This is a genomic window from Paenibacillus sp. Soil766, from assembly GCF_001428105.1.
GTDB lineage: Bacteria > Bacillota > Bacilli > Paenibacillales > NBRC-103111 > Paenibacillus_E.
In genome coordinates, this window is record NZ_LMSJ01000007.1 from 101,138 (window position 1) to 123,683 (window position 22,546).

Consider the following 22,546-nt stretch of genomic DNA (forward strand, 5'->3'; position numbering starts at 1 on the left):
GCGTTTTAAATGTAGTTTTTATCGCCAATAAGAAATTGTTCTTCCGTGAATCGGAAACTTATAAATTCTTATGTGGTAAAAAAGATCAGTAAGATTAATGATACTGTTTTATCAAAGGTTTTCAAATAGCTCTTCGTGCCCAAATGTGAGCAATTCTAGAACGTATTCCAGTTGAGTGAAAACCTCATATATATATATAGACATCATGAAAGCCCAAAAAGTTTCAGTGTTTTTTGTTATTTTCTAAATGGACTTGAAAGAGGCGGGAGCAATATGGTAACTTACTCATAATAGACAGCTATAGGGGGCAGGTTTCATGGAGTTATTAAAACAGCGGATTTTAGAGGTCGGCGTCGTTGCTTCAGATCAAGTACTTAAACTTGATGCTATTTTGAACCACCAGGTAGATCCTGTTCTCATCATGGAGATGGGCAAGGAATTTGCAAGATTGTTTAGAGAAACGAAGCCAGACAAAGTGTTGACTGTGGAATCTTCCGGTATTCCTATTGCGTATACGACGGCTCTGCAGCTTGAAGTTCCCATGGTATTTGCTCGTCGCAAGAAGACGTTGACGATGGATCAAGATACGTATAGTGAACGAGTTCCTTCTTTTACAAAAGGAATTGTTACCGATATTATGGTGTCCTCGCATTTGCTGGGTAAAGGGGAGCGCATCCTGTTGATTGATGATTTTATCGCCAATGGAGATGCTGCACGCGGCTTAATTCGCATTGTGGAGAAAGCAGAAGCAGAGCTTGTCGGTGTTGGGATTGTTGTTGAGAAATCCTTTCAAAATGGCGGCAAATCCATTCGTGAACGCGGTATCCGCGTTGAGTCACTTGCTCGAATTGCTTCACTCGCGAACGGGAAGATTACTTTTGACTGATTTTACATCTCGACAATGACTTCCCTGAATCCGATTTATCCTTTATAATGATTACAAGGTAAGAGAGGAGGCTGACATCTATGGGTATCGAAAATGGTTCCATTGACTATTTCATGACAAAGCTAGGAGAAGCAAAGACTCACTTTGAACGTGCGCTTGATTGTAAACATACAGAGTTTGATGATCTGTATCCGTATATGATTGAACACCCGCAATTTTTCTGGTATAAGCGTTATGTAGCCTGGTCCGAGTTGTTAACGATCGTGAAGCTTTGTACGGAGCTAACAATCGAGTGGGAACAGCAGTTCTCTGTTGCACAAGCGGATTATATTAAGAAACGTGTGATGTCAAGCAAAGTCCTTGATTTCTGGTTTGAAACGAACGATTCGAAAGAGCATGTAAGTTAAATAAACCATAAATGACAAAAGGCCAATGAATTCCATAGGGATTCTTGGCCTTTTTACTGTTTTGGTAAGCGATAGCTAGATGCCATTTTCTAACACGTTCATGGTTTCGATATGCCGTTTGGTTTGTTCAGAGCCAAGTCGGTGCAGCGTACGATATACTTCGGTTAAATAGTAATCATATTCCTGATTCGTTTCATTGGAATAATATACTTTCCAAGGGAGCCAAGAAGTCGCGTAGCTGCCTTGAGACGAATTGTCAGTTTCCTCAAAAAGCTCTTGAAGTTTGGCGATATCATCTTCGGTTGCAGATATTTCAAATTCATAATCAAGTGCTGTGCTATCTTCGAGTACTTCTCCCGTGCCTACATTGATGTAGTACGTTCTCTTCTCCATTGTAATGTCCCCCCTAAGGTAGGCATGAGTTAGCCATTGCCTTATCGCGTGCCTCGTCCTCGTTAAGTTAACCGAAGATGATTGGAATTATGTAAAGTTTCAACGAAGCGCAAATTGGTGTATGCTAACAAAGTATATATAGTTTGCGATATTAATGATGGAGGCGCTACATAGATGATTACAGAAGAACAATTGGATCAATATCGCGTAGATAGTACGCTGCTGCGAGTTATTAGAGATGTCAGCCCTGTGAACGATGTTCGTGGCATAGTGGTAGCTTGGGATGATGAGACGGTTCTTATTCGCAAAAAAAACCGAAGAGTCGTCAAGCTGGCCCGCGGATACGTGTATCAGCCTTATGAGAATGAAAGGCCGCCAGCGTTTATGTTGCCTCAGGAAACGATAGCGCCGGATGATCTATCCGATGATGCAGAGTGAGAGAGGGGGAGTTTCGGCTAGAAGTTTAATAGCTGGTGTGGGGATGAAGCTAGTGGTATCGCCATATGGTCGGTATATGCAGATTACAAGTGAAAACCCCTTGCGTACGTTGAATTCCTCTCCATGGGGAGGTGGATTTGGTCACCATCGGGTGTTGATGAATCGACAAGTGGACAAGACGTACAACGAGACAGATCCATTGGTTGAAATGGAGGCTTTCATCGCTCAAGAAGGGCTGGAGCCTGCAGAAACGGCTGGGATGCTCACCGCGGCATGGGTGAATGATGTTGGATTCAAGGAGTTAGCTTGGCCACTTGAGGAAGAAGGTCGTGAACTGCCTGGAGAAATGGTAAAAGAGGATGAATCACTGCGTGTTGCTGCTTGGGTGACCGTTGGACTAGGGAATAAAGCACGAGCAGGGGCCATATTGCCAGCCACTTCGCTCTATCCAGGGACGATTAACACAATTGTTGTCATTGAAGGTCATTTGACGGATGCGGCCATGGTAAATGCGGTTATTACCGCTACTGAAGCGAAAGCAGCTGCACTTCAGGCATTGAACATCACGATCAATGGGCAATTTGCAACAGGAACATCGACAGATGCTGTGTTGATTGCCGCAACGGGCAGAGGAACGACATTCCGTTATGCAGGCACAGCGACGACGCTGGGGTACTTGATTGGCAGAACGGTTCATGAAGCTATTCTAGCATCTGGACAGTTATATGAGCTTGAAATGAGCAGGCGCACAGCGACGCCTTCACAGGGATAACGTGCGTAGACACGCTGTCGAAGATGAGCCTCGTCCATCTGAGTCGCTGTAACCGTGAAAAACACGCTTACAGCAGTGAGAAGGAGCATAATCTCCTGCGACTACCCACTCTGCCAGCGGAATGAACGCTCGAAGATGCAAATGCACACTTATTTTCGCGATACAAACAGAGTGGTTTGGAGGATAGCCAAAAGAGGGTCCACGGCCACATTGCTGGCTTAGGACCCTCCTCTTTTGCGAAGTTGACACTACTTACGTTCTGCGAAACACGCCGTAGGCAAGTCCGGCCGCTAGCGCGTCGATATCAGAGATATCGTCATCTTCATTCTCGTTTTTGAAGTTCGGATCGTGCACGATTCCCTGTGCTTCACCCTCGGTTAAATGACGCTGATTGCCCGTATATTTCGGCTCTAATGCTTTGATTTCTTCTTCATCCATAGATCATCCCTCCTTTGGGATTAGGGTTAGGAAGTGGCGAGGGAATTATACCTCAGCAGCAAAAGTTTGATTGACGAGCTTTTGCGTCACATGGTATATTAATTTTGTAAACGCGATCATGGCGGAATTGGCAGACGCGCACGGTTCAGGTCCGTGTGGGCTTACCCCCGTGGAGGTTCGAGTCCTCTTGATCGCATCGCGGAAACACCCTTTTCTGATTTCTCAGAGAAGGGTGTTTTCACGTCCAACCGCACCGCTATAGCGGTTTTCATGAAATACAAGTATAATACATAGGATAGATTGTACATTTCTTTATATCTAAAGGAGCTGAATTTCATGGATAGAACAGTTACGATCACACAATCCGGCAGCTTTGCACATGTGCTTCAAACGTTTGCCATTTCGTTATTGGTTTCATTTCTTGGAACATTGATCGGTGCGATGGTAGTGCCGCCATCTATGGTTATGCTTTTCGTTATTGCAGAGGTGGCGATGCTGGTAGCCGCTATTGTGATTCGAATTCGCGGCAAAAATATTGGCTACGGCTTTCTCTACGCATTTACAGCCATTTCAGGCGTGACGCTATATCCTGTCATCATGGCTTACGGCGGTCAGCTTGGGGCTAGCGTGGTATCGGGCGCTTTTTTTGCAACAGCAGCGATTTTCGGTTCATTGGCTTTCTACGCACACCGCTCTCAGCGCGATTTTAGCTTTTTAGGCGGGTTCTTATTTGCAGGCACAATAGGACTTGTGCTAATGAGTGTGCTCGGCATGTTTTTACATTTTGGATCCATGATGAATTTGGTATGGTCCATGGTGGGGATTCTGATCTTCAGTGGCTGGGTTCTCTACGATGTAGCTCAATATCGCAACGGTGTCGCAGCGGAAGCAGTACCACTTGCAGCTTTGAATATTTATCTAGATTTTATTAACTTGTTCCTATATATCCTGCGTTTTATAGCTTCAATCGCGGGTATCAACAGAAACTAACAATCGATTTTACGCACGATGAAATACAAAAAAGCACGATGAAATACAAAAAAGCACGATGGCTCCGAACCACGGGATGGTGGGGAGTACATTGTGCTTTTTTGCTGTCTGGCTAGGCTCTACCTGGGAGCTTTTTCGTATGAAAAAAAGGAATATCTCCTCGAAAACTTCGGTTGATTTCCAACAGGGTATAGATTAACTGAGTCAAGTCTGTATGGTTCATACGAATGGTCAAAGGTGCTAAATCTCGTTCTGACTTTAATCGGATCTCGAGTCTAAGATTGACTTCATCCATATAAATGTCAAGCTGCTCGGTTGTAAGCATTAGTTCCCACATTCAAACGGACACCTCTTTCTCTCTCTAGTTACTCTAGCTTATGTTGGTTGGACGAGATTAGAAGCAAATGCAACGATCTGGCTATAGGCTTTTTATTGAAATAAGCACGAATTCAGCTCTTGCCTCATACAATTTAATGATCCTAATTGAAAGAGGTGAGAAAACCTATGGCAACTTGTAGCACGTGGATGTACAAAGGGATTTCGCCTTCCGTATTCAGAGCACTGCAGCAGGTAGGCAGGAGGCAGGGGTTTGCTATTCCGAGCACAGCATCAGGCAAATTTACGATTTCAGTCGTCAGCATGAATGTTGGCTTCCAATATGCCTGGGATACGAGTGCTCAAACTTTGCTGTTGCAATGTGATAATAAGCCAATGCTGTTAGGCTGCGGCACGATTAAATCCTTTGCTGATAAAATTATTGCGGAGAGCGGCGGAAGACCAGGGTAACTGCCAATATGTAAGCGCCTGCCACCTGTCTTCAAGTAGTTTAAAGCCCTGTTGCTCTGGTTACAATAAGGGTAAAGGCAGGTGGGGGTATGGCAAAAAGCGATGATCTTGTGAAGTACATAACTCAACAAGTCGTTACCTATATCGACACGCCGAAGGAAGTTCGTCAACAAGCCAAAGCGACGATGAAGGAACAACGCGAGGGTTGGCAAACACGTTGGTTTGGGATGCTGCCATTAGCGACGCGGATGTTGTTTGACCGAACGAAGTCGAGAAAATGAGCGTGGTACAATGTGCGAAAAGTGGCTGATCACTTGTAGAATGAATCTTCTACTTGTGACCAGCCACTTTTTATTTTGCAACAGGGTAACAGTCGGTTTACCTCTGACTATGGATAAATCTCCCCAAGCCCAAGCGAAGCATCCAACTGCACATATCGCGGGCCATTGTGCTCGAGGATGAGATAGTTATCCCCAAATATCCATTGTTGATAACCTAACACGGTTAACGGCATCGTCACCTGAGCATCGTACAGCTCTGTGACGTAGGTTAGATCCCCTTGCTGCTCCAATGCAATCTTGAGCTCGGGCAAGGATGTCACTTGAAGCGGTGTGCCTTCAATCCATGGCATACGTTCATATGGATCGACTGGGGGGCGTTTCAGGGTTTGAGCGGTTCCATACGATAAATCGGAGGGAAAACTCAGAGCATACGCCATTCGTGGCGTTGGATCCTCAGTCAACGGGAGCAATTCCCCGGATTTGGCATCGAGATAGTAGGTCTCGTCATCTAGGGCGATTTTCCAAACAGAAGTAAGTGTATCCATATATAAGCGGTCTTTAATAATCGTTTCATTTTGCACAAATTCGTCGTAAAGGATAGTAGAAGGAATGAGTTCTCGTTGTATCAAAGAACGATACAACGTAGCTAAACTAAATAGCGGAGATGAGCCTGTCCCATATTCGATCAAACGGAAACCGCCGCCATCAACGGCATGCACAATCATGTAGCCCACTTCTTGCCCTTGATCGGTGAGGATGACGGCCCAGCCATGAGTGCCAGGTCCGAGTGGGTAGCTGTTCCAGTGTGCGTGCAGCCAGCCTGTGAAACCATCTTCCTTCGCAAGTGTTGACTGCCACTTATCGATCGTTGAACTGAAAGTTGATGTACTCGACAAGTCTGGTGATGAGGCTGTCGCTTTAGTAGGTTCCTTCACTTGCGCCTGAGTAGGGCTTGTCCCGCCTATGTTATCAACAGCTGAAGTGTGTAGGGGCATGAAGCCAATACTGCACAATATAATACAAGTGGCTGTCCAAGTGGTCCACGATTTCATCTTCGTTCACCTGCCTCTCGCTAACCTCTTAGTGTATGTGACTATTGTAATGCGTATGCCTTAAAAAGAATGTTAGAACCTGTTGCGGATTATTTGCGAGGTTTTAGCGACTTGCGTCAGTTCCTGGATGCGATTCGACTTGCATTTAAGTGAAATAGTCCGCCATTGATGACGGATACAGCGATCCGCGGCTTATGCTGCCAATCGATCTCTTCTAAGCGATTCCGACATTGGATTTCGATTTCATCTCTTTTGTCAGGTTCTGCTGTAAGTAAAAGGCCATTGTAATAGCCCTCAACACGATCGATTTCACTGCGATGACGGGCATTCGCTTCATCGGCCCAGCGGTGGTCATAGGTGCTGACTTTACGCTCGAGCATCATCTCCAGGGCATTAATCGCCTTCGGGATGGAGATCGTGTCCGGTAAGATATGACTATTCGCAGGGAGCTTCGGTGACAGACTTTTCGTAAGCATTTGCTTATGAAAATGCTCGCGAATTTCACCGGTGCCCAGCTGAATCGCAAGAGAATGAATTTCAGTCCGTTTACGGTCACAGAGAAGCTCAACCTTGTAGTTCACACAGAGCCACGTATTGTAGACGAGGGAAGCATGATACGTCGCCCCCGTTGGGAAAGGCTCTTCGAATAAATGGATAAATCTTCCTCGCTCGCGAACGATACCGAAGATCTGGTCAAGCCGCCGGCTCCCGAAGGTGACATCATCTTGTGGAACTCGCGCCGTGATGGTCGTCGGAACGAAACCGAAATAACGGCCGAGTATACTGTCCGGCGCACTCCCTGCAGGAGCACCAGCACCGCCTGTACCCGATGGCCCGTAGCCAGTGGACGGAGGGTTTTGGACAGCGGTCACAGCTGCAGCCTTCGGTTTCGTTTCGAGCTTCATCTGCTCCGGATCGAACACGAATTTATAAGTCATCGTTTCCGCAGCAGCACCGGTTCGCTCAATGAAGCTCCAATAGTAGGGTCGGCCCGTCAGTTCCCGATCTGCATCGGGAGAGAGCTTGACCGTCACAGAGGCAGGTGTTTTCTCTAGAATCTGACAATCGTAGGCTTCCAGAAAACGCATCACGAACGAGTGGATGTTTCGTTTATTCATGGGCCCACCTCCACACCTTGGGAACCGCCAACAGCATCAAGGATGTCTTGGAACTTGGCGCCATATTGCGGGTTTTGTTCGATTTCTTCTCTTACTTCGCTGATGGAATGACCAAGTTCATCGATTCTACGACGGATATCTTCACCGGATCCGGCTTCCATCACCATGCGGAATAGGGATGTTTCAAGCGAGCCGCGTTTTTCGATTTTCTCCAAAATCGTATCCAGCTGCCCAATAACTAGTTCAAACATATTAATCTTTTCATGCAATAACGAAAGAATATGTTCTTCAATGGTATTCCTTGTGGATAAGTTATAAATGTTCACGTCATGTGTTTGTCCGAGCCGATGGACCCGGCCGATCCGTTGTTCTACGCGCATTGGATTCCACGGGAGATCAAAGTTGATCATGTTGTGGCAAAATTGGAGATTAATGCCCTCGCCACCCGCCTCAGTTGCAATAAGCACTTGGACACGGTTACGGAATAAATCCATCATCCAGTCTTTTTTGCCGCGATTCATGCCGCCTCGGTACGGGACTGCCGTAATCTTATGTTCTTTGAGATAGTTCAGTAAATACTCTTGCGATGCCCGATACTCCGTGAAAATAATGACTTTATCATTGATATCTTGGATGAGACGCATCGTGGTTTCCGCTTTACTATTAGACTTAATGCTGCGAATAAGCTCGACGAGCTCCCAAATTTTGGGGCGAACTGGCGAGTCTTCGGCTGTCTTTTTAAATAAATTCACCAACGTAATAAACACAGCGTCTCGCGAACTGCACACCTCACGCTGAAGTGTAATCATCGAAAGCATAGAGCTGAGATCGCCGCCACTCTCGGAATAGCGTGTACGTACGAAATTCGTAACCCCATCATAGAGCGCTTGTTCATCATCCGAGAGAGTGAGAGGGATATTACGCACAATACGCTTCGTATAGTGAACACCCCCGTCTCCCCGACGGTTGCGGATCATTACCTTAGAAAGCTCTTGCTGCAGCTGAATCTCATTCTTCGGCGTTCGTTTGCCAACAACGAAGTTGCTCTTGAAGCTGTTCTGCCCGCCAAGCTGACCTGGCTTCAGCAGGGTAATCAGGTTGTAGAGCTCTTTGAGATCGTTCTGCACAGGCGTAGCTGTGAGGAGCAGGCAGTATTTTTTGCGCAGCTCGTTGACGAAGGTGTAGTTGGTCGTTTTCTTATTCTTCAGCTTGTGCGCTTCATCGACGATGAGCATATCGTATTCAAGGCCCATCACAATCTCGCGATGTGGGTCTCTTTTGGCCGTATCCATCGAGGCCACGATAATGTCAGCTTGCTGCCACATGTAGGCTTTCTTATGCGCAACAGCAGGAATGCCGAATTTGGTATTCAATTCTCGAACCCATTGCAAGACAAGGGAAGCGGGTACAAGGATAAGTGTTTTGCGGACAAGACCACGGATCATGTATTCTTTTAAAATTAAACCAGCTTCAATCGTCTTCCCAAGTCCAACCTCATCGGCCAAAATAGCACGTCCACGCATCTCGTTGAGTACTCGTTTCGCTGTATCAATCTGGTGCGCCATAGGTTCTAGCGTCCCTAAGTGCGCAAGGCATTGCATATCATCAAACGTAGAAATAAGCCCCGATTCTTCCGATTCGTAGGCAAGCTGATATAAGGTCCAGTCATCCCAGGGACCTCCTCCACGTACACGATTGTCCAGCTCGGTAAACCAGTCCCTCTCAAAATGCATATCCAGCTGTTTATGAATGGGGCGAATGTTCTCTTGCTGATCATGTTGACGCATGGCAGTGCCCTCCTAAACGATCTGATACTGTGCTTATCCTCGCAAATGTCGCGTACATCTTAGTATGTCCAGAGAAGAATCTTTCATAACTTTTCCCATGTAAGAGTTTTACTGGGGGTTGCGGTCACAGGTCGAACGCGGAACTTGAATATGATATGATAGAGGTTAGTTTTTGGGGAAAAGTGACGTTATACACGAAAGGAAGTCGAATGAGATGACAGATTGGCGATTTATACATACAGGGGATCGTTCTCCTGCTGAAAATATGGCTTTAGATGAAGCGATACTTACCGCCCACAGTGAAGGTAAAGTTCCACCAACGGTGCGTTTCTATGGATGGAATCCTGCTACGTTATCTATTGGTTATTTTCAAAAGGCGGCTGAAGTGGATCAGGAAGCGGTAGCGAACGAGGGAATTGGCTTTGTGAGACGGCCTACTGGCGGAAGAGCTGTGCTGCACGATAAAGAGCTGACGTATAGCATCATCGTGGCTGAGGATTATCCAGGCATCCCCCGGAATGTGACGGAAGCTTATCGCGTGTTGAGTGAGGGGCTATTGCAAGGTTTTCGTGCGCTAGGCCTTGCAGCAGAAATGGTGCAGCTCGCTAGCGATGAGGAAAAAGAGAAATACGCCTCCGCTGGCTCTGCGGCTTGCTTCGATTCACCATCGTGGTATGAGCTGGTCGTTGAAGGTCGTAAGGTGGCTGGCAGCGCACAAGTACGTCAGAAAAATGTGGTCCTGCAGCATGGTTCCATCTTGCTGGACATGGATACGGATCAGTTATTTCGGATGCTGCGCTTCTCGAATGAGAAGGTGGCCGATCGTATGAAACAAAGCTTCTTGAAGAAAGCGGTGGCGATTAATGAATTGCTGCGTGCACAAGGGAAGAAGGAAGTGATGATTGGTGAAGTGGAGGAAGCGTTCCGACGTGAAATTGCACTAGGGCTTGGAGTTGAACTTGTTGAGTCGACGTTGACGGACTATGAGATTGAGCTTACGGAGCGACTTGTTGCTGAGAAATATGGCACGGATGAGTGGAATTTACGGCGTTAATCCAGTTATTCGAGAAATTGGCCGAAAATGATCTAAAATAGCTGGAGTTTATCCAGTTAGCTGAATCATCCAAAATAAAGGACAGTCCGCAGGTAGAAAAATCTACTCAAAGGACTGTCCTTTTGTAATTAGCCGAGTACGACTCTGTCATCCGCTAGCTTATTGCCGCTGATGTGCTCAAACTCACCGAGCAGCTGCGCTACCGTGAGGTCCTTCTTCCGTTCCTCGTTCACATCTAGAATGATGCGACCTTTATCCATCATAATCAGTCGATTGCCAAGACGAATCGCTTGCTCCATATTGTGCGTGACCATGAGTGTGGTCAGCTTCATTTCGCGCACGATTTCCTCGGTCAATCGTGTGATCAGTTCAGCACGCGCGGGATCGAGCGCGGCGGTGTGCTCATCAAGCAGCAGAATCTGCGGCTTGGTGAAAGTCGCCATCAGCAAGCTGAGAGCTTGGCGCTCGCCGCCGGAGAGCAGACCGACCTTCGCGCGCAGACGGCCCTCCAGGCCGATGCCGAGGCGCTGCAGCTGTTCGAGGAACAGCTCGCGCTTCCGCGCGTTGGTGCCGAAGCTGAGCCCGCGTGTCTTGCCGCGGGCGTGCGCCATGGCGAGATTCTCCTCGATGGTCATTCGAGGAGCTGTCCCCGCCATGGGATCTTGAAAGACGCGGCCGATCCAGCGGCTGCGCTGGTATTCTGGCAGATGGTGAATGGCTTCACCATCGATACGCACTTCGCCGGCGTCTGGCGTCATGACGCCGGAGATGATGTTCATCAGCGTCGATTTACCGGCGCCGTTACTGCCGATGACCGTGACGAAGTCACCGGGCTTCAGGGTTAGGTTAATGCCGATGAGCGCAATCTTCTCATCGGCGGAACCAGGATTGAAGAGCTTGGAAACATTCGAGAGCTGCAGCATTAACGCTCACCTCCTTTGTTCATTTTCAGCGCGAGCTCGAGGAGCTCAGCAGATCGGCGCTTGGCGTTCGCTTTTTGATTAATCGCTCGCTGCACGTAAGGCAGGACGAGCGCGATAATAACGATAATCGCGGTAATGAATTTCAAGTCGGATGCTTTAAGCCACTCGATTCTGAGCGCCAATGCGACAACAATTCGGTATACGATGGAACCGAGTACAGCAGCTAGTGTCGCTTGGAAAACCGAGCGAGCTCCAAAAATCGCTTCCCCAATAATAACGGAAGCTAGTCCGACCACGATCATCCCGATACCCATCGAGATGTCAGCAAAGCCAGATTGCTGAGCGATGAGCGCACCGGATAGCGCCACTAACCCGTTCGATAAGCTCAAGCCAAGAATCGTTGTTCGGTCCGTATTGGCACCGAAGCTGCGAATCATTCGTGCATTGTCACCTGTAGCTCGGAGCGATAGACCCAGGTCGGTATGCAAGAAAGCATCAAGTAACAATTTGAATACAATTACAATGATCAACACAACAGCAATGGGTGACATGGAAGTAAACAAAGTATCTACACCAAGAAGCGAAATGTTCGGCTTGCCCATGATGCGCATATTAATCGAATACAGGGCAATCATCATGAGAATCCCGGACAGAAGCCCATTAATTTTACCCTTCGTATGAAGCAGTCCTGTGCAAGCGCCAGCAATAAGTCCACCTGCAAAAGCGGCTACACAAGCAAGAATCGGTGAGTAGCCATTTGCGATTAGAATCGCAGCAATGGCACCACCAGTTGTAAAACTCCCGTCTACCGTTAGATCGGGGAAATCAAGAATGCGAAACGTAATATAAACACCTAGCGCCATCAAGGCATAGAGCAGACCTAGCTCGGTGGCACCAATCATTGAACTCATCATGAATAATCCTCCTTACTTTGAAAAAAAGGGATGAACGAAAGTGACGTTCACCCCTTTTGTGTCTTTACATCGATCTTACTGAATGATGTTTTTCTCTTTATCTTTAACAGCGGCTTTCATCGCATCTGTTACTTCGATGCCTTGAGCTTTAGCTGCTTTAAGGTTGAGGATAAGATCCATTTTGTCAGGAACCGTTACTTTCATGTCAGCCGGTTTCTTACCATTCTTGAGAATGTCGACGGCCATTTGGCCTACTTGGTATCCATGATCATAATACTTGAAGCCAACTGTTGCGAAAGCTCCTTTTTCAACGGTATCACGGTCACTGGAGAAGAATGGAATTTTCTTCTCGTTAGCAATTTGAATGATGCCATCCACGCCGCTAACTACGGTATTATCCAGTGTAATCAAGAAAGCATCTACACGTCCTACAAGAGATTGCGCAGCTTGTTTCACTTCTGATGTGTTCGTTACTGGTGCTTTGATAAGCTTAATGCCGTGCTTTGTTAAAGATTGTTCCGCATTTTTCGCCATAATAACCGCATTGGGCTCGCCTTCATTAAGAACTAGGCCAACTGTTTTCACTTTCGGCATGTTTGCAGCAACGAAATCCATTAATTGGGCAACAGCCATTGGGTTCGTGTCAGAAGCTCCGGAGACATTGCCACCTGGCTTATCCACGTTGGTTACGATTTTAGCTGCAAGAGGGTCTGTAACAGCTGCGAAAAGAATTGGAGCCTTCTTCACTTGCTGTACGACTGCTTGTGCAGATGGCGTTGCAATACCTAGTACAAGATCGTTGTCAGCGGATGCTATTTTTTGAGCGATGGATAAGTTATTGGGTTGATCGCCTTGTGCGTTGTTGAAGTCTACCTTCAAGTTCGTTCCTTCTACGATGCCTGCATCTTTAAGTGCAGCTAGGAAACCTTGACGTGTTGCATCCAAAGAAGGATGTTCAACAATTTGTGAAATCGCAATCTTATAAGTTTTGGATGCGGCTGCCGTAGCTGCCGGCGTTACTGACGACGCTGCGCCACCTGTTGCTGGAGTTGGTTCAGCTTTTTGACCACAACCTGCTACTAACATGATAGCTGCTGATAATACGATGGATGCGAGTGCTTTCTTTTTCAACAAAATTACCCCTCTCTATGTTCCCAGATGATTGCTTGGACGTATTGCTCGCCTACCACTTTAACGCTTTTGCTTGGCAAAGTATTAGTGGGCAGAGTGTCCAAATTCGTTTTTAATTAACCATAGTTTAATTGGCTCGTGGGTTTCCGTCAATTGTTTTATCCGAAATTGTGATTTTTTTGTAAAGATATGCCGAGGGAATGAAAAATTATAACGAATGAAGAGATAAGACTTGTACGCAAAAAAGAGGACAACCATAGTTGCCATTCGAGATGACTAGGGTTGCCCTTGCATAGTGGGGGGAGTGTGAGCCTTCTAATTGAGGAAGGTTCTTTCGAATTCAGTTTGAAGCTTCTGGGTTGTTGGACCAGGTGCACCAGTCCCGATGGATAGTCCGTCTACTTGAAGGATTGGTGTGATTTCCACTGTTGTCCCTGTGATAAAGGCCTCATCCGCATACAGAAGTTGTTCCGTTGTGAAGGCTTCTTCCTTGACTGGTATTTGTAAGGCATGAGCTATTCGGAGTACGACAGCACGTGTAATACCATGCAGAATCAAGTGATTAGCAGGATGCGTGTAGAGAACCTGATCTTTCACGATCATCAGATTAGAGGCACTGCATTCAGTTACCGTACCTTCCCTATGAAGTACGACTTCTTGTACCCCATGATCGAGTGCTGTTTGCTTGGCAAGTACATTTGGAAGCAAATTCAAGGTCTTGAGATCACATCTTAACCAGCGAATATCAGGTTGTGTAACGGCTTGGATACCATTCTCTCAGAGCAGTAGGCTAGTAAAATTGGTGCAGCCTGTGTCGGAAAAGGATGTGCGCGAGGCGCCTCTCCACGGGTGATTTGCAAATAAACGGTGCCTTCAATGAGGTTATTATGATGAATGAGTTTGGTTAGTATAGCTAGGATTTCATCGCTCGTATGCGGTAAAGGGAGGCGTACTTCACTCGCTGTTCGTTCGAGTCGCTGCATATGGGCAGCACCTTCATAAATCTGTCCATTGTAGACGCGAAACACTTCGTAAATGCCGTCTCCGAAATAATAACCGCGATCATCTGGTGAGATGTGTATGTCCTGTTTATGTACGAATTCATTTTTATAAAAATACATGTAGGTGCGCTCCTTCTTTAAAAAAATAATTACGGAACATATGTTCTAATCATTATTATGATGTGGTATCCTACTTATAGGTTAACAAAGGATGAGAGACGCGTCAAAGCTAGTAAATCTGTCACTAGAGTGAATTTGGTTCTTTTGCCAATGGTACATCCATATGTTGTGTAGTATAATGATTTGGCACTACCAGATATTGAGAATTATTGGCTAATGACTCTTGTAGTGATTATCTTAATTGCAGCTGAATTTGCACTTTAATTGGGAGGCTTATGTTCATGGGGAATGTGTATGAGAGTAAGAAGCTAACGGGATTGAGTGAGAAAATCTTTTTGGATCGCTATGCACTTAAGAATGCGGACACAAGTCATGCGAAAGTGGGAGATACCGTCCTTGTACTGACTAAGGATGATCCGAAATTCCCAGCCAAAGAAGTTGGCGAAATTATTAGTCGTGAAGGAAATACCGTAAAGGTTCGAACGCGCAGTGGGGAAACCGTGGAATCTGCAGTTGAGAAACTAACGTTAAATATGGAGAAAACACCTGAAGAATTGTGGGATCGTTTGGCAGGAGCGATGGCTTCAGTTGAGAAGACAGCGGAAAAGCGTCAGGAATGGACGGAGAAATTCAGATATATTCTGAACGATTGGAAGCTTGTACCTGGAGGCCGTATTGCAGCAGGCGCGGATGCGAGTGATGAATTGACTTTGTTCAATTGTTACGTCATTCCTTCACCGAAGGATAGTCGCGGCGGAATTATGAGCACGTTGACCGAAATGACGGAAATTATGTCACGCGGTGGTGGCGTTGGAATCAACCTGTCTTCGCTACGTCCGAGACGTTCTGTGGTGAAAGGTGTAAATGGATCGTCCAGCGGGGCTGTCTCGTGGGGCGGATTATTTAGCTATACGACGGGATTAATCGAGCAAGGCGGAAGCAGACGCGGGGCGTTAATGCTGATGATTAATGATTGGCATCCGGATCTGGAGGATTTCATTACAGTGAAGTCCACAATGGGGCAAATTACGAACGCGAACTTGTCCGTGTGTGTCAGCAATGGGTTCATGAAAGCAGTGAAGGAAGATTTGAAGTGGGAACTGGTGTTCCCGGATACGACAGATCCAGAGTACAATGAGCTATGGGATGGCAATTTAGATGCGTGGAAGAAATTAGGGAAAGCTGTTAAGCCTTATCGCACGGTTCGCGCGCGTGATGTATGGCATTCGATCATTGAGTCTGCTTGGAAATCAGCAGAGCCAGGCGTAGTTTTCTTGGAATATTACAATCAAATGTCCAACAGCTGGTACTTCAACCCAATCATTTGTACGAATCCATGTGGAGAACAGGGACTTCCGGCATGGGGTGTGTGTAACTTATCTGCCATTAATCTATCGAAGTTCTATGATGCGGAGAAACACGATGTGGATTGGGAAGAGTTAGCTACCGTTGTGCGATACTCAACGCGTTTTCTTGATAATGTTATTGACAAAACACCGTATCATTTCGAAGAAAATCGGGCGAATCAGCAAAACGAGCGTCGCGTAGGACTGGGTACGATGGGTCTGGCAGAGCTTATGATTCTTTTGAAAATACGGTACGGCAGTCCTGAATCCCTCGTATTCTTAGACAAGATTTATGGATTTATGGCGAGAGAAGCGTATCTGGCTTCATCTGAGATTGCAGGCGAGAAGGGATCTTTCCAAGCCTTTATCGAAGATAAATTTATGGAAAGCGGCTTTATGCGCAAAATGACTGAAGTATATCCTGAGGTTGGTGAGGCCATTCATCAGAATGGCATGCGTAACGTGACGGTAATTACCCAAGCGCCAACGGGAAGTACGGGGACAATGGTGGGCACTTCAACGGGGATCGAGCCCTACTTCGCATTCGAGTACTATCGTCAAAGTCGCCTAGGCTTCGATAAACAGTATGTGCCGATTGCGCAGAATTGGAAGGACGCGAATCCAGATCAAGATCTGCCGGATTACTTCGTCACCTCGATGAGCTTGTCCGCAGAAGATCATATTCGTGCACAAGCTGCCATCCAGACTTGGGTGGATAGCTCGATTTCCAAGACGGCAAACTGTCCAGCTGATTTCACGGTTGAGGAAACGAAACGACTCTATGAATTGGCGTACGATCTGGGTTGCAAAGGTGTGACGATCTATCGCGATGGCAGTCGTGATGTGCAGGTGTTAAGTACGAGTTCGGATAAAAAGGAAGAAGTGAAAGTTGAGGCTCAGCCAGAAGTAGTAGCACCAGTAGCTGTCGCGGCAGAGGCTGTTGTGGAGAAAGAAAGTTTTGCAGCCATTTCTGGCAAGCTTGCAGTAAACGTGGATGCTAAGACGGAGCAAGGCTTCGATAAGCAATACAAGCGTCGTCCGCAAATTCTACGTGGTGCGACTTATAAAGTGAATACGCCATTTGGTATGGCATATATCACCATCAATGATATGAACGGAACACCGAGTGAGATTTTCCTTAATGTAGGTAAAGCCGGCTCCGACGTGTTCGCGATGTCCGAAGCGTTAGGGCGCGTATGCTCCTTGTTCTTGCGTTATGGTGATCACGGGGACAAAGTGAAGCTGCTCGTGAAGCACTTGAAAGGCATTGGCGGCTCCGGCGCCATTGGATTCGGCAACAACCGTGTCGAGTCGATCGCAGACGCGGTTGCCAAAGCACTCGAGCAGCACGACGAAGTGATGAGCGAGCCTGACGACGCGCGGAACTACGTGACCGCGACGAGTGAGGTCGTTGAAGCAGCGTCGGCTGGGGGCGCTGCGGGTGTTAGCGGGCACGCGGCTCCAAGCGCGACGCCTGTCGCGTCGAAGGATCTGTGCACGGCGTGTGGTTCGGCTTCGCTGGTGAACAGCGAAGGGTGTAAGAATTGTATCAACTGCGGTTATAGCAGATGTAATTGATGAAAAATCCAGGGCGGGGGCCCTGGATATTAAATAAATAGAATTGTTCCATAATTCCTTAGACGGATTGTTGCAGAATTAATTAGAATGTGTGAGTTGTAACTTGAAATGTCGGTGAATAGAACTTAAAATGTCGTTGAATTAGAACATAATTGTCGTCAGCTCGTGCCTTGATGGTACGGGCTTTTTCAACTTTTTACTTCGAATTTCTTGTATTTAATATAATCTCTTACAAGCTGTTTTTTCGTGCAAAGACTTGGCCGGAAAATGGATTATAGAATGACATTTTTTTTAACTTGTAGTGATTATCCGTTTACCAATGAACATGATGTATAATCTTTGCTCTTGCAAATATTGCTGTACTATTTGATCGGGTAATATCTCTCTCAAATTAGGAAGATATCAAAGTCTCAGTTCCAGATCGAGCATTTACTTATTTTGGGGTTAATTTTTACAGCTTTGAAATAAAACATGTCTCGACGTTCTTATGCTCAAAACACTGGAGATCATTGGAAGAATGAAATAATTGTAATATAATAGGAGAATGTGTAAACCGTATCTTACTTTAGACTAAATGATCGGGGATAATTATGAATTCTGAAGATTCTAGACAGATAACTGATGAGAATAGTGATAGTCATAGTGCGGTGCCTTCATGGAGTGGATATGATTATCAAGGGAAAGTAGCCATTTATACAGTCCTTAGTCTAATAAATAGTAAAGAAGTTCATGAAATAAGTGATTTTGTATTAGAAATTGAGCATCTCGAAGATTTTTCAATAAAGTGTAACGGTGAATATCATTCTATACATCAAGTAAAAGCATATCAGAGCCAAAATAGATCAAAAATTAGTACATATAGAAGTGCGATTCTAGACTTGATGGGGAAATCTGCGAAGTTTAATTCAATAAAATATGCAAATTTACATTCGACTTGTGAAATTGAAGACGTTGATAAGGATGAGCTAGAAAAGATATTAAAAGAATATGAACCTACGAAAAAAGTTCAACAACAAGTGCGTTATAAAGAGTTATTAGCTGAGAAGGAGCAATTCTATGAAGCATTTATTAAATTACGACTAAATGATGAGTATGCTGAATTACCATTTAAACGAATTGTAAATTTAGATGAGATCGAAGAGGAAATTAAGGATCAAATTAGGAAATTTTACAAAGAGAATGACAATCATGTTGATAAAGAGTTTTCTTATATTGATGAAAATATTGATCATATTTATCGAAACTTAACAGCTACAATTGATGATTTAGTGAGATCAATACATGTCAAAAAAACAACCGTTCCGGAAATCACTTTTTTAAAAATATTAGCTATACTTAAAGAAGAATTTATTTTCAAACTATCCGCTAAGACCGCGGTAGCTTATTTAAAGTTATCTCTACAAGAGTATTATATAGATTTTTGTGAGAATTTTGGAATTTGTCCTTCAGATAACGAAACTCAATGTATTGCTTGGAATAATAACTGGAATTATTTAAAAGACTTAAGTGATGAAGAATTTCTTACAATTTGTAAAAAACTATCACCAAATATTCATTCTAAAAAAAATATTTCTATAAGGACTTATCGTGAATTAGTAAATAAAATAGGAGTCCAGAAAAATTTGATTCCAATGATAAATTTAGAGAGCAGATTTGAAATAAAATCTACAAGTATTAAAGAAGCATTTGTATTTAATAAGGATGGAGTTCATCATCTAATTACAACAATTGCAGAATCAATGGGTCCAAATAGCGTAGAAAATATAGGTAAAAAAATATTCCAAAATTTAAAAAGTGATGATCAATTATCTTACATTCTGTTTGATATTCATAAAATAATTACAACTGAGATTGAAGGTACGTTTAGCGGAAACATTTTTGATATTAAGAAAGCATATGAGAATGAACCAGACGGAATAGGGGTCAATAGTAAAGAAGCTATTACAAGTCCAAAGCGGATGGATTTTTTGAAAGTAGCTTCAGCCATGGAGGAACTTAAATGATAAATTTATTAAAGCAGATTTTCACTGAGAGTGGATTCCAAATTAGTGATGACGTCTTAAGAAGTAGTAGTTCAAATGTCTTTTTTGCTGAGAGGACCGACTATGGTAAGTTTGATTTTTTTGTTGTTGTGAATGTTAATAAAATAAAATTATTACATGATTACAACGAATTATTTGAAGAATTCTATTCAACTATAATAACTAATAGGCAGGGTTTTATCGGAATAGAAAAAAACCTTTCACTGATACTATTGATGGAATCAAATTCAATGCAATTTACTAAAGAGCAAAATTCATTGATTTATGATTTAGAAGAAGATCCATATTATTTCAAGAAATATGTATTAGTGTACACACAACAACAACAGGAATTGATTATTGAGCGATTAAGTCAGGAGATTGAAGTAATTGAATACTTGAATGAATTTTTGTTGAATGCTGATTATTTTAATAGCTTTAAAAGGAATCAAGACTCAGAAATTGCAATTGAATATGATATAGTCTCAAAGCTTTTTATTAAAATCCCCTTCTTAAATATAAAACATGAAATTAAAAAACTAATAAAATTATCAGATGAGATACGTAGTAAAATGGAAGATAGTGATTGGATATTTTATAGTGGACTTATAGAGAACTTTTTAAATAACAATAATAATGATCCCAATATTGAACAAATCATAAGTTATTTAGGGGTTGATATTGATGAATAAATATATAATTAATAGAATACATATACAAAACTTTAAATCAGTTGATAACGCTATCTTATCTTTTAATGGAGCAATATTAACAGTATTAGATGGGCCAAATGGATTTGGAAAAACTACAATTTATGATGCAGTAGAATTTGTTGTTACTGGAAAAATCAGAAGGGTGTATTCCAATTCAATAGTAACAACTACTAGAGGATTCACTGATCATTTACTGAGTAAAAATCAATACTTACCTACAGTAATTAAAATTGAATTTATTAATAGTGATAATGCCAATGATCGTTGTGTCATTTCTAGAGAATTTTCTGCGAGTACTTTTTCAAATACACAAAAACGTCCTAATTCAAATGATTTTATGAAAATATATAATCTATATAAATACGATAGTTTTGAAAGCGATAAAAAGGTAAGAATTTCTGAAGAGAAAATGAATGAGTTATTATCAACAAAAAATTTAAGAGAAGAGTTTTCGTTGTTTCACTACATTGAACAAGATGAAAGTGCTCACTTATTAAAAAAAAATGAAAAAGATCGTATGCAAGTAATTTCAAAACTCTTCAATATTGAAACCGAAATGGAACAAAAAAAACTTTTAGACAACGTTAAGAGGAAATTAGTGGCAAATAAATCACAAACTGAAAGGCAAATTAAGCAAATCGAAGGTAGCTTAAACATTACCTTGAAAAAGAATATAGAAAAAGTGCAATACGTGCAGCTTATCAAGGATGATGATTTAGAGATTCCGTGGGATAAAGTAAATGTGGAACCCCTCGATAAGGATATTAAAGAGATATACTTAAATGAAATAGATGATATTGCTAAACTAGTTCAATATTGGGATGAATATAAGCAGCAATTAAAAAATAATGAAATACAAAGAGTAATTATTAATGATTTAAGAATAAAAGCAATTATTATCTTCAGTGAATTTAAAGATGAATATAGTAAAATTGAAGATGAATATAAAAAACAAGAAATTCTACGGAGTGTTTTATTGAAAATAAAAAACAAAGAAATAATACATGAGAACATTGATTGGGTATATTTGTTCGATTTAGCCAATATTCCAATTGATGGGGGTATGTTCGCTCAAAGAATTAGTTCTTTGGAAATTCTAGATAGATCAGCTAGTACGATATCTAAATTAGTTGAGAAGATGAATAAAACCCGCGAAAGTTTATTTGAAGATTATAAACAATATTTAAATGATAGTAAAAAGAAAAATAATGATTGTCCTTTATGTGGTGCTCGTAAGAATAGCTTACTCGAACTATCTGAAGAAATTGAGGCTAAATCAGATGAATTAAGAAAAGATTACAGTGAATCTACTAAAAAAATAAATAGTGAAATAAATGAAATATATAATTTATATGTAAATGAATTAATCGAAAATCTTGATAAAGTACTTGAAGGGGAAAATAGGCTTGATACTCAATTTGTTGAACAATTAAGACAGTATGTTGATGTTATTTCTGACTACCCAAAAGCACTTGAATGGTTCAAAAATCTTAACATAGACATAACTGAATATATTAATAAAAACAAAAAAAATGTAATTGAGCTTGATCAGTTTGTAATAGATATTAAGCAAAAATTAGAAAATTCAAAAGTTGAAGTTAGTGATTTTTGTAAAGAAAACTTTACAATATTTGATCAGTTATATAAGAATCGTTTTCTAAAAAAAGAAAATCTTCTTATGTCAATACACAAAGAGGATTTAAAACAGAAAAAAAACTATATTGAGTACCTGTATTTGATTCAAGCAAGTAAACTTTATAATGAACACCGGAAACTAAAAAAAAGGTTAGATAAGATTAATGATAATATTTCAATGTTGAATAGGATAACACCTATATTATCGGAGGCAATTAATAAGTATAGAGGCAAGATGATTAGTGATGTAGAAATTCCATTTTATATTTATAGTGGTAAAATTATTCAGAATCATCAAAGAGGGATAGGAGTCTTCATCAAGGAAGAAGAAGATTCTAATCAGTCGACAAATGAAACTCAGCTGAAAGCTATAACTTTTGTTCCACCAGCAAAAACTGACCATGATATTATTCATTCTTTTAGTTCAGGCCAAATATCATCAACAGTAATAGCTCTAACATTAGCTATAAATAAAGTATATAATATTGGCGGAATCTCGACGATACTTATTGATGATCCAGTTCAGACTATGGATGAAATGAATATGGCTTCATTTATTGAGTTATTGAGAAATGATTTTAATAACAAACAAATTATACTTTCTACTCATGAAGACAGAGTATCATTGTTCATGAGATATAAATTTCAAAAGTATAGTTTAAAAGTTAATAATATCAATGTAAAAGAACACCTATACAATGATTTGCTTGAGAATGAAAATTTCAGCCTATAAAAAATATGGAGTCTACTAATATTTATTTA

At 42.6% G+C, this 22,546-nt stretch carries 23 protein-coding genes and 1 tRNA gene; 13 read left to right on the forward strand and 11 right to left on the reverse strand.

The genetic code is table 11. From position 1 onward, the window contains the following. The first annotated feature begins 316 nt into the window (after positions 1–316). Both ASG89_RS06670 and ASG89_RS06675 read left to right on the forward strand, forming a co-directional pair. Positions 317–886: a xanthine phosphoribosyltransferase gene (locus ASG89_RS06670; RefSeq protein WP_057309823.1), complete on the forward strand. Its 570-nt coding sequence runs from the start codon at positions 317–319 to the stop codon at positions 884–886. 80 nt (positions 887–966) lie between these two features. Next, positions 967–1,293 carry a hypothetical protein gene (locus ASG89_RS06675; protein WP_057309824.1) on the forward strand — a complete coding sequence of 109 codons (327 nt, stop codon included), beginning with the start codon at positions 967–969 and terminating at the stop codon, positions 1,291–1,293. Between the two features lie 75 nt (positions 1,294–1,368). On the opposite strand, the gene ASG89_RS06680 is transcribed toward ASG89_RS06675, so the two are convergent. Further along, on the reverse strand, positions 1,369–1,686 hold the full coding sequence (locus ASG89_RS06680) for a hypothetical protein (RefSeq protein WP_057309825.1): 318 nt from the start codon (positions 1,684–1,686) through the stop codon (positions 1,369–1,371). 174 nt (positions 1,687–1,860) lie between these two features. Here ASG89_RS06680 and ASG89_RS06685 point away from each other — a divergent pair, with 174 nt between their 5' ends. Both ASG89_RS06685 and ASG89_RS06690 read left to right on the forward strand, forming a co-directional pair. Next, complete coding sequence (locus ASG89_RS06685) at positions 1,861–2,124, forward strand: hypothetical protein (protein ID WP_057309826.1); 264 nt, start codon at positions 1,861–1,863, stop codon at positions 2,122–2,124. Next, positions 2,111–2,896 carry an adenosylcobinamide amidohydrolase gene (locus ASG89_RS06690; RefSeq protein WP_235549643.1) on the forward strand — a complete coding sequence of 262 codons (786 nt, stop codon included), beginning with the start codon at positions 2,111–2,113 and terminating at the stop codon, positions 2,894–2,896. The genes ASG89_RS06685 and ASG89_RS06690 overlap by 14 nt, the downstream gene beginning before the upstream one ends. Positions 2,897–3,148: 252 nt before the next feature. Here ASG89_RS06690 and ASG89_RS06695 read toward each other — a convergent pair whose 3' ends face one another. Beyond that, positions 3,149–3,334: a hypothetical protein gene (locus ASG89_RS06695; RefSeq protein ID WP_057309828.1), complete on the reverse strand. Its 186-nt coding sequence runs from the start codon at positions 3,332–3,334 to the stop codon at positions 3,149–3,151. A gap of 112 nt (positions 3,335–3,446) precedes the next feature. On the opposite strand from ASG89_RS06695, the gene ASG89_RS06700 reads away from it, so the two are divergent. Both ASG89_RS06700 and ASG89_RS06705 read left to right on the forward strand, forming a co-directional pair. Next, positions 3,447–3,530 (forward strand) — tRNA-Leu (locus ASG89_RS06700). 140 nt (positions 3,531–3,670) lie between these two features. Next, entirely contained in the window at positions 3,671–4,324 is a 654-nt protein-coding gene (locus ASG89_RS06705; protein ID WP_056615922.1) for a Bax inhibitor-1 family protein, read from the forward strand. Between the two features lie 112 nt (positions 4,325–4,436). On the opposite strand, the gene ASG89_RS06710 is transcribed toward ASG89_RS06705, so the two are convergent. Next, positions 4,437–4,661 carry a hypothetical protein gene (locus ASG89_RS06710; protein WP_057309829.1) on the reverse strand — a complete coding sequence of 75 codons (225 nt, stop codon included), beginning with the start codon at positions 4,659–4,661 and terminating at the stop codon, positions 4,437–4,439. A 167-nt stretch (positions 4,662–4,828) separates the two neighbouring features. Between ASG89_RS06710 and ASG89_RS06715 the strand changes: the two genes are divergently transcribed. Then, a complete protein-coding gene (locus ASG89_RS06715; protein WP_057309830.1) occupies positions 4,829–5,110 on the forward strand; it encodes a hypothetical protein in 282 nt (93 codons plus the stop codon). 89 nt (positions 5,111–5,199) lie between these two features. Continuing rightward, positions 5,200–5,391, forward strand: coding sequence for a YqzE family protein (locus ASG89_RS06720; RefSeq protein ID WP_057309831.1), 192 nt, complete (start codon positions 5,200–5,202; stop codon positions 5,389–5,391). Positions 5,392–5,498: 107 nt separating this feature from the next. On the opposite strand, the gene ASG89_RS06725 is transcribed toward ASG89_RS06720, so the two are convergent. From ASG89_RS06725 to ASG89_RS06735, 3 genes are all read right to left on the reverse strand, one after another. Continuing rightward, positions 5,499–6,443 (reverse strand): hypothetical protein, encoded by a 945-nt coding sequence (locus tag ASG89_RS06725; RefSeq protein WP_057309832.1) that lies wholly within the window; start codon positions 6,441–6,443, stop codon positions 5,499–5,501. A gap of 116 nt (positions 6,444–6,559) precedes the next feature. Continuing rightward, the gene (locus ASG89_RS06730; protein WP_057309833.1) at positions 6,560–7,561 is read right to left on the reverse strand and encodes a YqhG family protein; all 1,002 of its coding nucleotides are present in this window, start codon (positions 7,559–7,561) and stop codon (positions 6,560–6,562) included. Continuing rightward, complete coding sequence (locus ASG89_RS06735; RefSeq protein ID WP_057309834.1) at positions 7,558–9,348, reverse strand: DEAD/DEAH box helicase; 1,791 nt, start codon at positions 9,346–9,348, stop codon at positions 7,558–7,560. The genes ASG89_RS06730 and ASG89_RS06735 overlap by 4 nt, the downstream gene beginning before the upstream one ends. A 214-nt stretch (positions 9,349–9,562) precedes the next feature. Between ASG89_RS06735 and ASG89_RS06740 the strand changes: the two genes are divergently transcribed. Then, a complete protein-coding gene (locus ASG89_RS06740) occupies positions 9,563–10,402 on the forward strand; it encodes a biotin/lipoate A/B protein ligase family protein (RefSeq protein WP_057309835.1) in 840 nt (279 codons plus the stop codon). Between the two features lie 128 nt (positions 10,403–10,530). Here ASG89_RS06740 and ASG89_RS06745 read toward each other — a convergent pair whose 3' ends face one another. The 5 genes from ASG89_RS06745 to ASG89_RS38430 form a co-directional block, all read right to left on the reverse strand. After that, a complete protein-coding gene (locus tag ASG89_RS06745) occupies positions 10,531–11,325 on the reverse strand; it encodes an ABC transporter ATP-binding protein (RefSeq protein ID WP_057309836.1) in 795 nt (264 codons plus the stop codon). Continuing rightward, entirely contained in the window at positions 11,325–12,239 is a 915-nt protein-coding gene (locus ASG89_RS06750; RefSeq protein ID WP_057309837.1) for an ABC transporter permease, read from the reverse strand. The genes ASG89_RS06745 and ASG89_RS06750 overlap by 1 nt, the downstream gene beginning before the upstream one ends. 75 nt (positions 12,240–12,314) lie before the next feature. Next, positions 12,315–13,325 carry an ABC transporter substrate-binding protein gene (locus ASG89_RS06755; RefSeq protein WP_082592806.1) on the reverse strand — a complete coding sequence of 337 codons (1,011 nt, stop codon included), beginning with the start codon at positions 13,323–13,325 and terminating at the stop codon, positions 12,315–12,317. A 360-nt stretch (positions 13,326–13,685) separates the two neighbouring features. Further along, a complete protein-coding gene (locus ASG89_RS38425; protein WP_321166479.1) occupies positions 13,686–14,084 on the reverse strand; it encodes an aminotransferase class IV in 399 nt (132 codons plus the stop codon). Positions 14,085–14,101: 17 nt separating this feature from the next. After that, the gene (locus ASG89_RS38430; protein WP_321166480.1) at positions 14,102–14,491 is read right to left on the reverse strand and encodes an aminotransferase class IV; all 390 of its coding nucleotides are present in this window, start codon (positions 14,489–14,491) and stop codon (positions 14,102–14,104) included. Between the two features lie 281 nt (positions 14,492–14,772). On the opposite strand from ASG89_RS38430, the gene ASG89_RS06765 reads away from it, so the two are divergent. From ASG89_RS06765 to ASG89_RS06780, 4 genes are all read left to right on the forward strand, one after another. Next, the gene (locus ASG89_RS06765) at positions 14,773–17,415 is read left to right on the forward strand and encodes an adenosylcobalamin-dependent ribonucleoside-diphosphate reductase (protein WP_057309839.1); all 2,643 of its coding nucleotides are present in this window, start codon (positions 14,773–14,775) and stop codon (positions 17,413–17,415) included. 590 nt (positions 17,416–18,005) lie between these two features. Beyond that, a complete protein-coding gene (locus ASG89_RS06770; RefSeq protein ID WP_057309840.1) occupies positions 18,006–19,418 on the forward strand; it encodes an ABC-three component system protein in 1,413 nt (470 codons plus the stop codon). Further along, entirely contained in the window at positions 19,415–20,128 is a 714-nt protein-coding gene (locus ASG89_RS06775) for an ABC-three component system middle component 1 (RefSeq protein WP_057309841.1), read from the forward strand. Before ASG89_RS06770 ends, ASG89_RS06775 begins: the two co-directional genes overlap by 4 nt. After that, complete coding sequence (locus ASG89_RS06780; RefSeq protein ID WP_057309842.1) at positions 20,121–22,517, forward strand: AAA family ATPase; 2,397 nt, start codon at positions 20,121–20,123, stop codon at positions 22,515–22,517. The genes ASG89_RS06775 and ASG89_RS06780 overlap by 8 nt, the downstream gene beginning before the upstream one ends. Positions 22,518–22,546: the final 29 nt, after the last annotated feature.

Coding starts and splice junctions, on each gene's coding strand:
- ASG89_RS06755 (WP_082592806.1), bottom strand. CDS start 13,325: ATGTTAGTAGCAGGTTGTGGTCAAAAAGCTGAACCAACTCCAGCAACA.
- ASG89_RS38430 (WP_321166480.1), bottom strand. CDS start 14,491: ATGTATTTTTATAAAAATGAATTCGTACATAAACAGGACATACACATC.
- ASG89_RS06780 (WP_057309842.1), top strand. CDS start 20,121: ATGAATAAATATATAATTAATAGAATACATATACAAAACTTTAAATCA.
- ASG89_RS06670 (WP_057309823.1), top strand. CDS start 317: ATGGAGTTATTAAAACAGCGGATTTTAGAGGTCGGCGTCGTTGCTTCA.
- ASG89_RS06715 (WP_057309830.1), top strand. CDS start 4,829: ATGGCAACTTGTAGCACGTGGATGTACAAAGGGATTTCGCCTTCCGTA.
- ASG89_RS06690 (WP_235549643.1), top strand. CDS start 2,111: ATGATGCAGAGTGAGAGAGGGGGAGTTTCGGCTAGAAGTTTAATAGCT.
- ASG89_RS06765 (WP_057309839.1), top strand. CDS start 14,773: ATGGGGAATGTGTATGAGAGTAAGAAGCTAACGGGATTGAGTGAGAAA.
- ASG89_RS06750 (WP_057309837.1), bottom strand. CDS start 12,239: ATGATGAGTTCAATGATTGGTGCCACCGAGCTAGGTCTGCTCTATGCC.
- ASG89_RS06725 (WP_057309832.1), bottom strand. CDS start 6,443: ATGAAATCGTGGACCACTTGGACAGCCACTTGTATTATATTGTGCAGT.
- ASG89_RS06730 (WP_057309833.1), bottom strand. CDS start 7,561: ATGAATAAACGAAACATCCACTCGTTCGTGATGCGTTTTCTGGAAGCC.
- ASG89_RS06675 (WP_057309824.1), top strand. CDS start 967: ATGGGTATCGAAAATGGTTCCATTGACTATTTCATGACAAAGCTAGGA.
- ASG89_RS06745 (WP_057309836.1), bottom strand. CDS start 11,325: ATGCTGCAGCTCTCGAATGTTTCCAAGCTCTTCAATCCTGGTTCCGCC.
- ASG89_RS06695 (WP_057309828.1), bottom strand. CDS start 3,334: ATGGATGAAGAAGAAATCAAAGCATTAGAGCCGAAATATACGGGCAAT.
- ASG89_RS06720 (WP_057309831.1), top strand. CDS start 5,200: ATGGCAAAAAGCGATGATCTTGTGAAGTACATAACTCAACAAGTCGTT.
- ASG89_RS06770 (WP_057309840.1), top strand. CDS start 18,006: ATGAATTCTGAAGATTCTAGACAGATAACTGATGAGAATAGTGATAGT.
- ASG89_RS06775 (WP_057309841.1), top strand. CDS start 19,415: ATGATAAATTTATTAAAGCAGATTTTCACTGAGAGTGGATTCCAAATT.
- ASG89_RS06735 (WP_057309834.1), bottom strand. CDS start 9,348: ATGCGTCAACATGATCAGCAAGAGAACATTCGCCCCATTCATAAACAG.
- ASG89_RS06680 (WP_057309825.1), bottom strand. CDS start 1,686: ATGGAGAAGAGAACGTACTACATCAATGTAGGCACGGGAGAAGTACTC.
- ASG89_RS06685 (WP_057309826.1), top strand. CDS start 1,861: ATGATTACAGAAGAACAATTGGATCAATATCGCGTAGATAGTACGCTG.
- ASG89_RS06705 (WP_056615922.1), top strand. CDS start 3,671: ATGGATAGAACAGTTACGATCACACAATCCGGCAGCTTTGCACATGTG.
- ASG89_RS06740 (WP_057309835.1), top strand. CDS start 9,563: ATGACAGATTGGCGATTTATACATACAGGGGATCGTTCTCCTGCTGAA.
- ASG89_RS06710 (WP_057309829.1), bottom strand. CDS start 4,661: ATGTGGGAACTAATGCTTACAACCGAGCAGCTTGACATTTATATGGAT.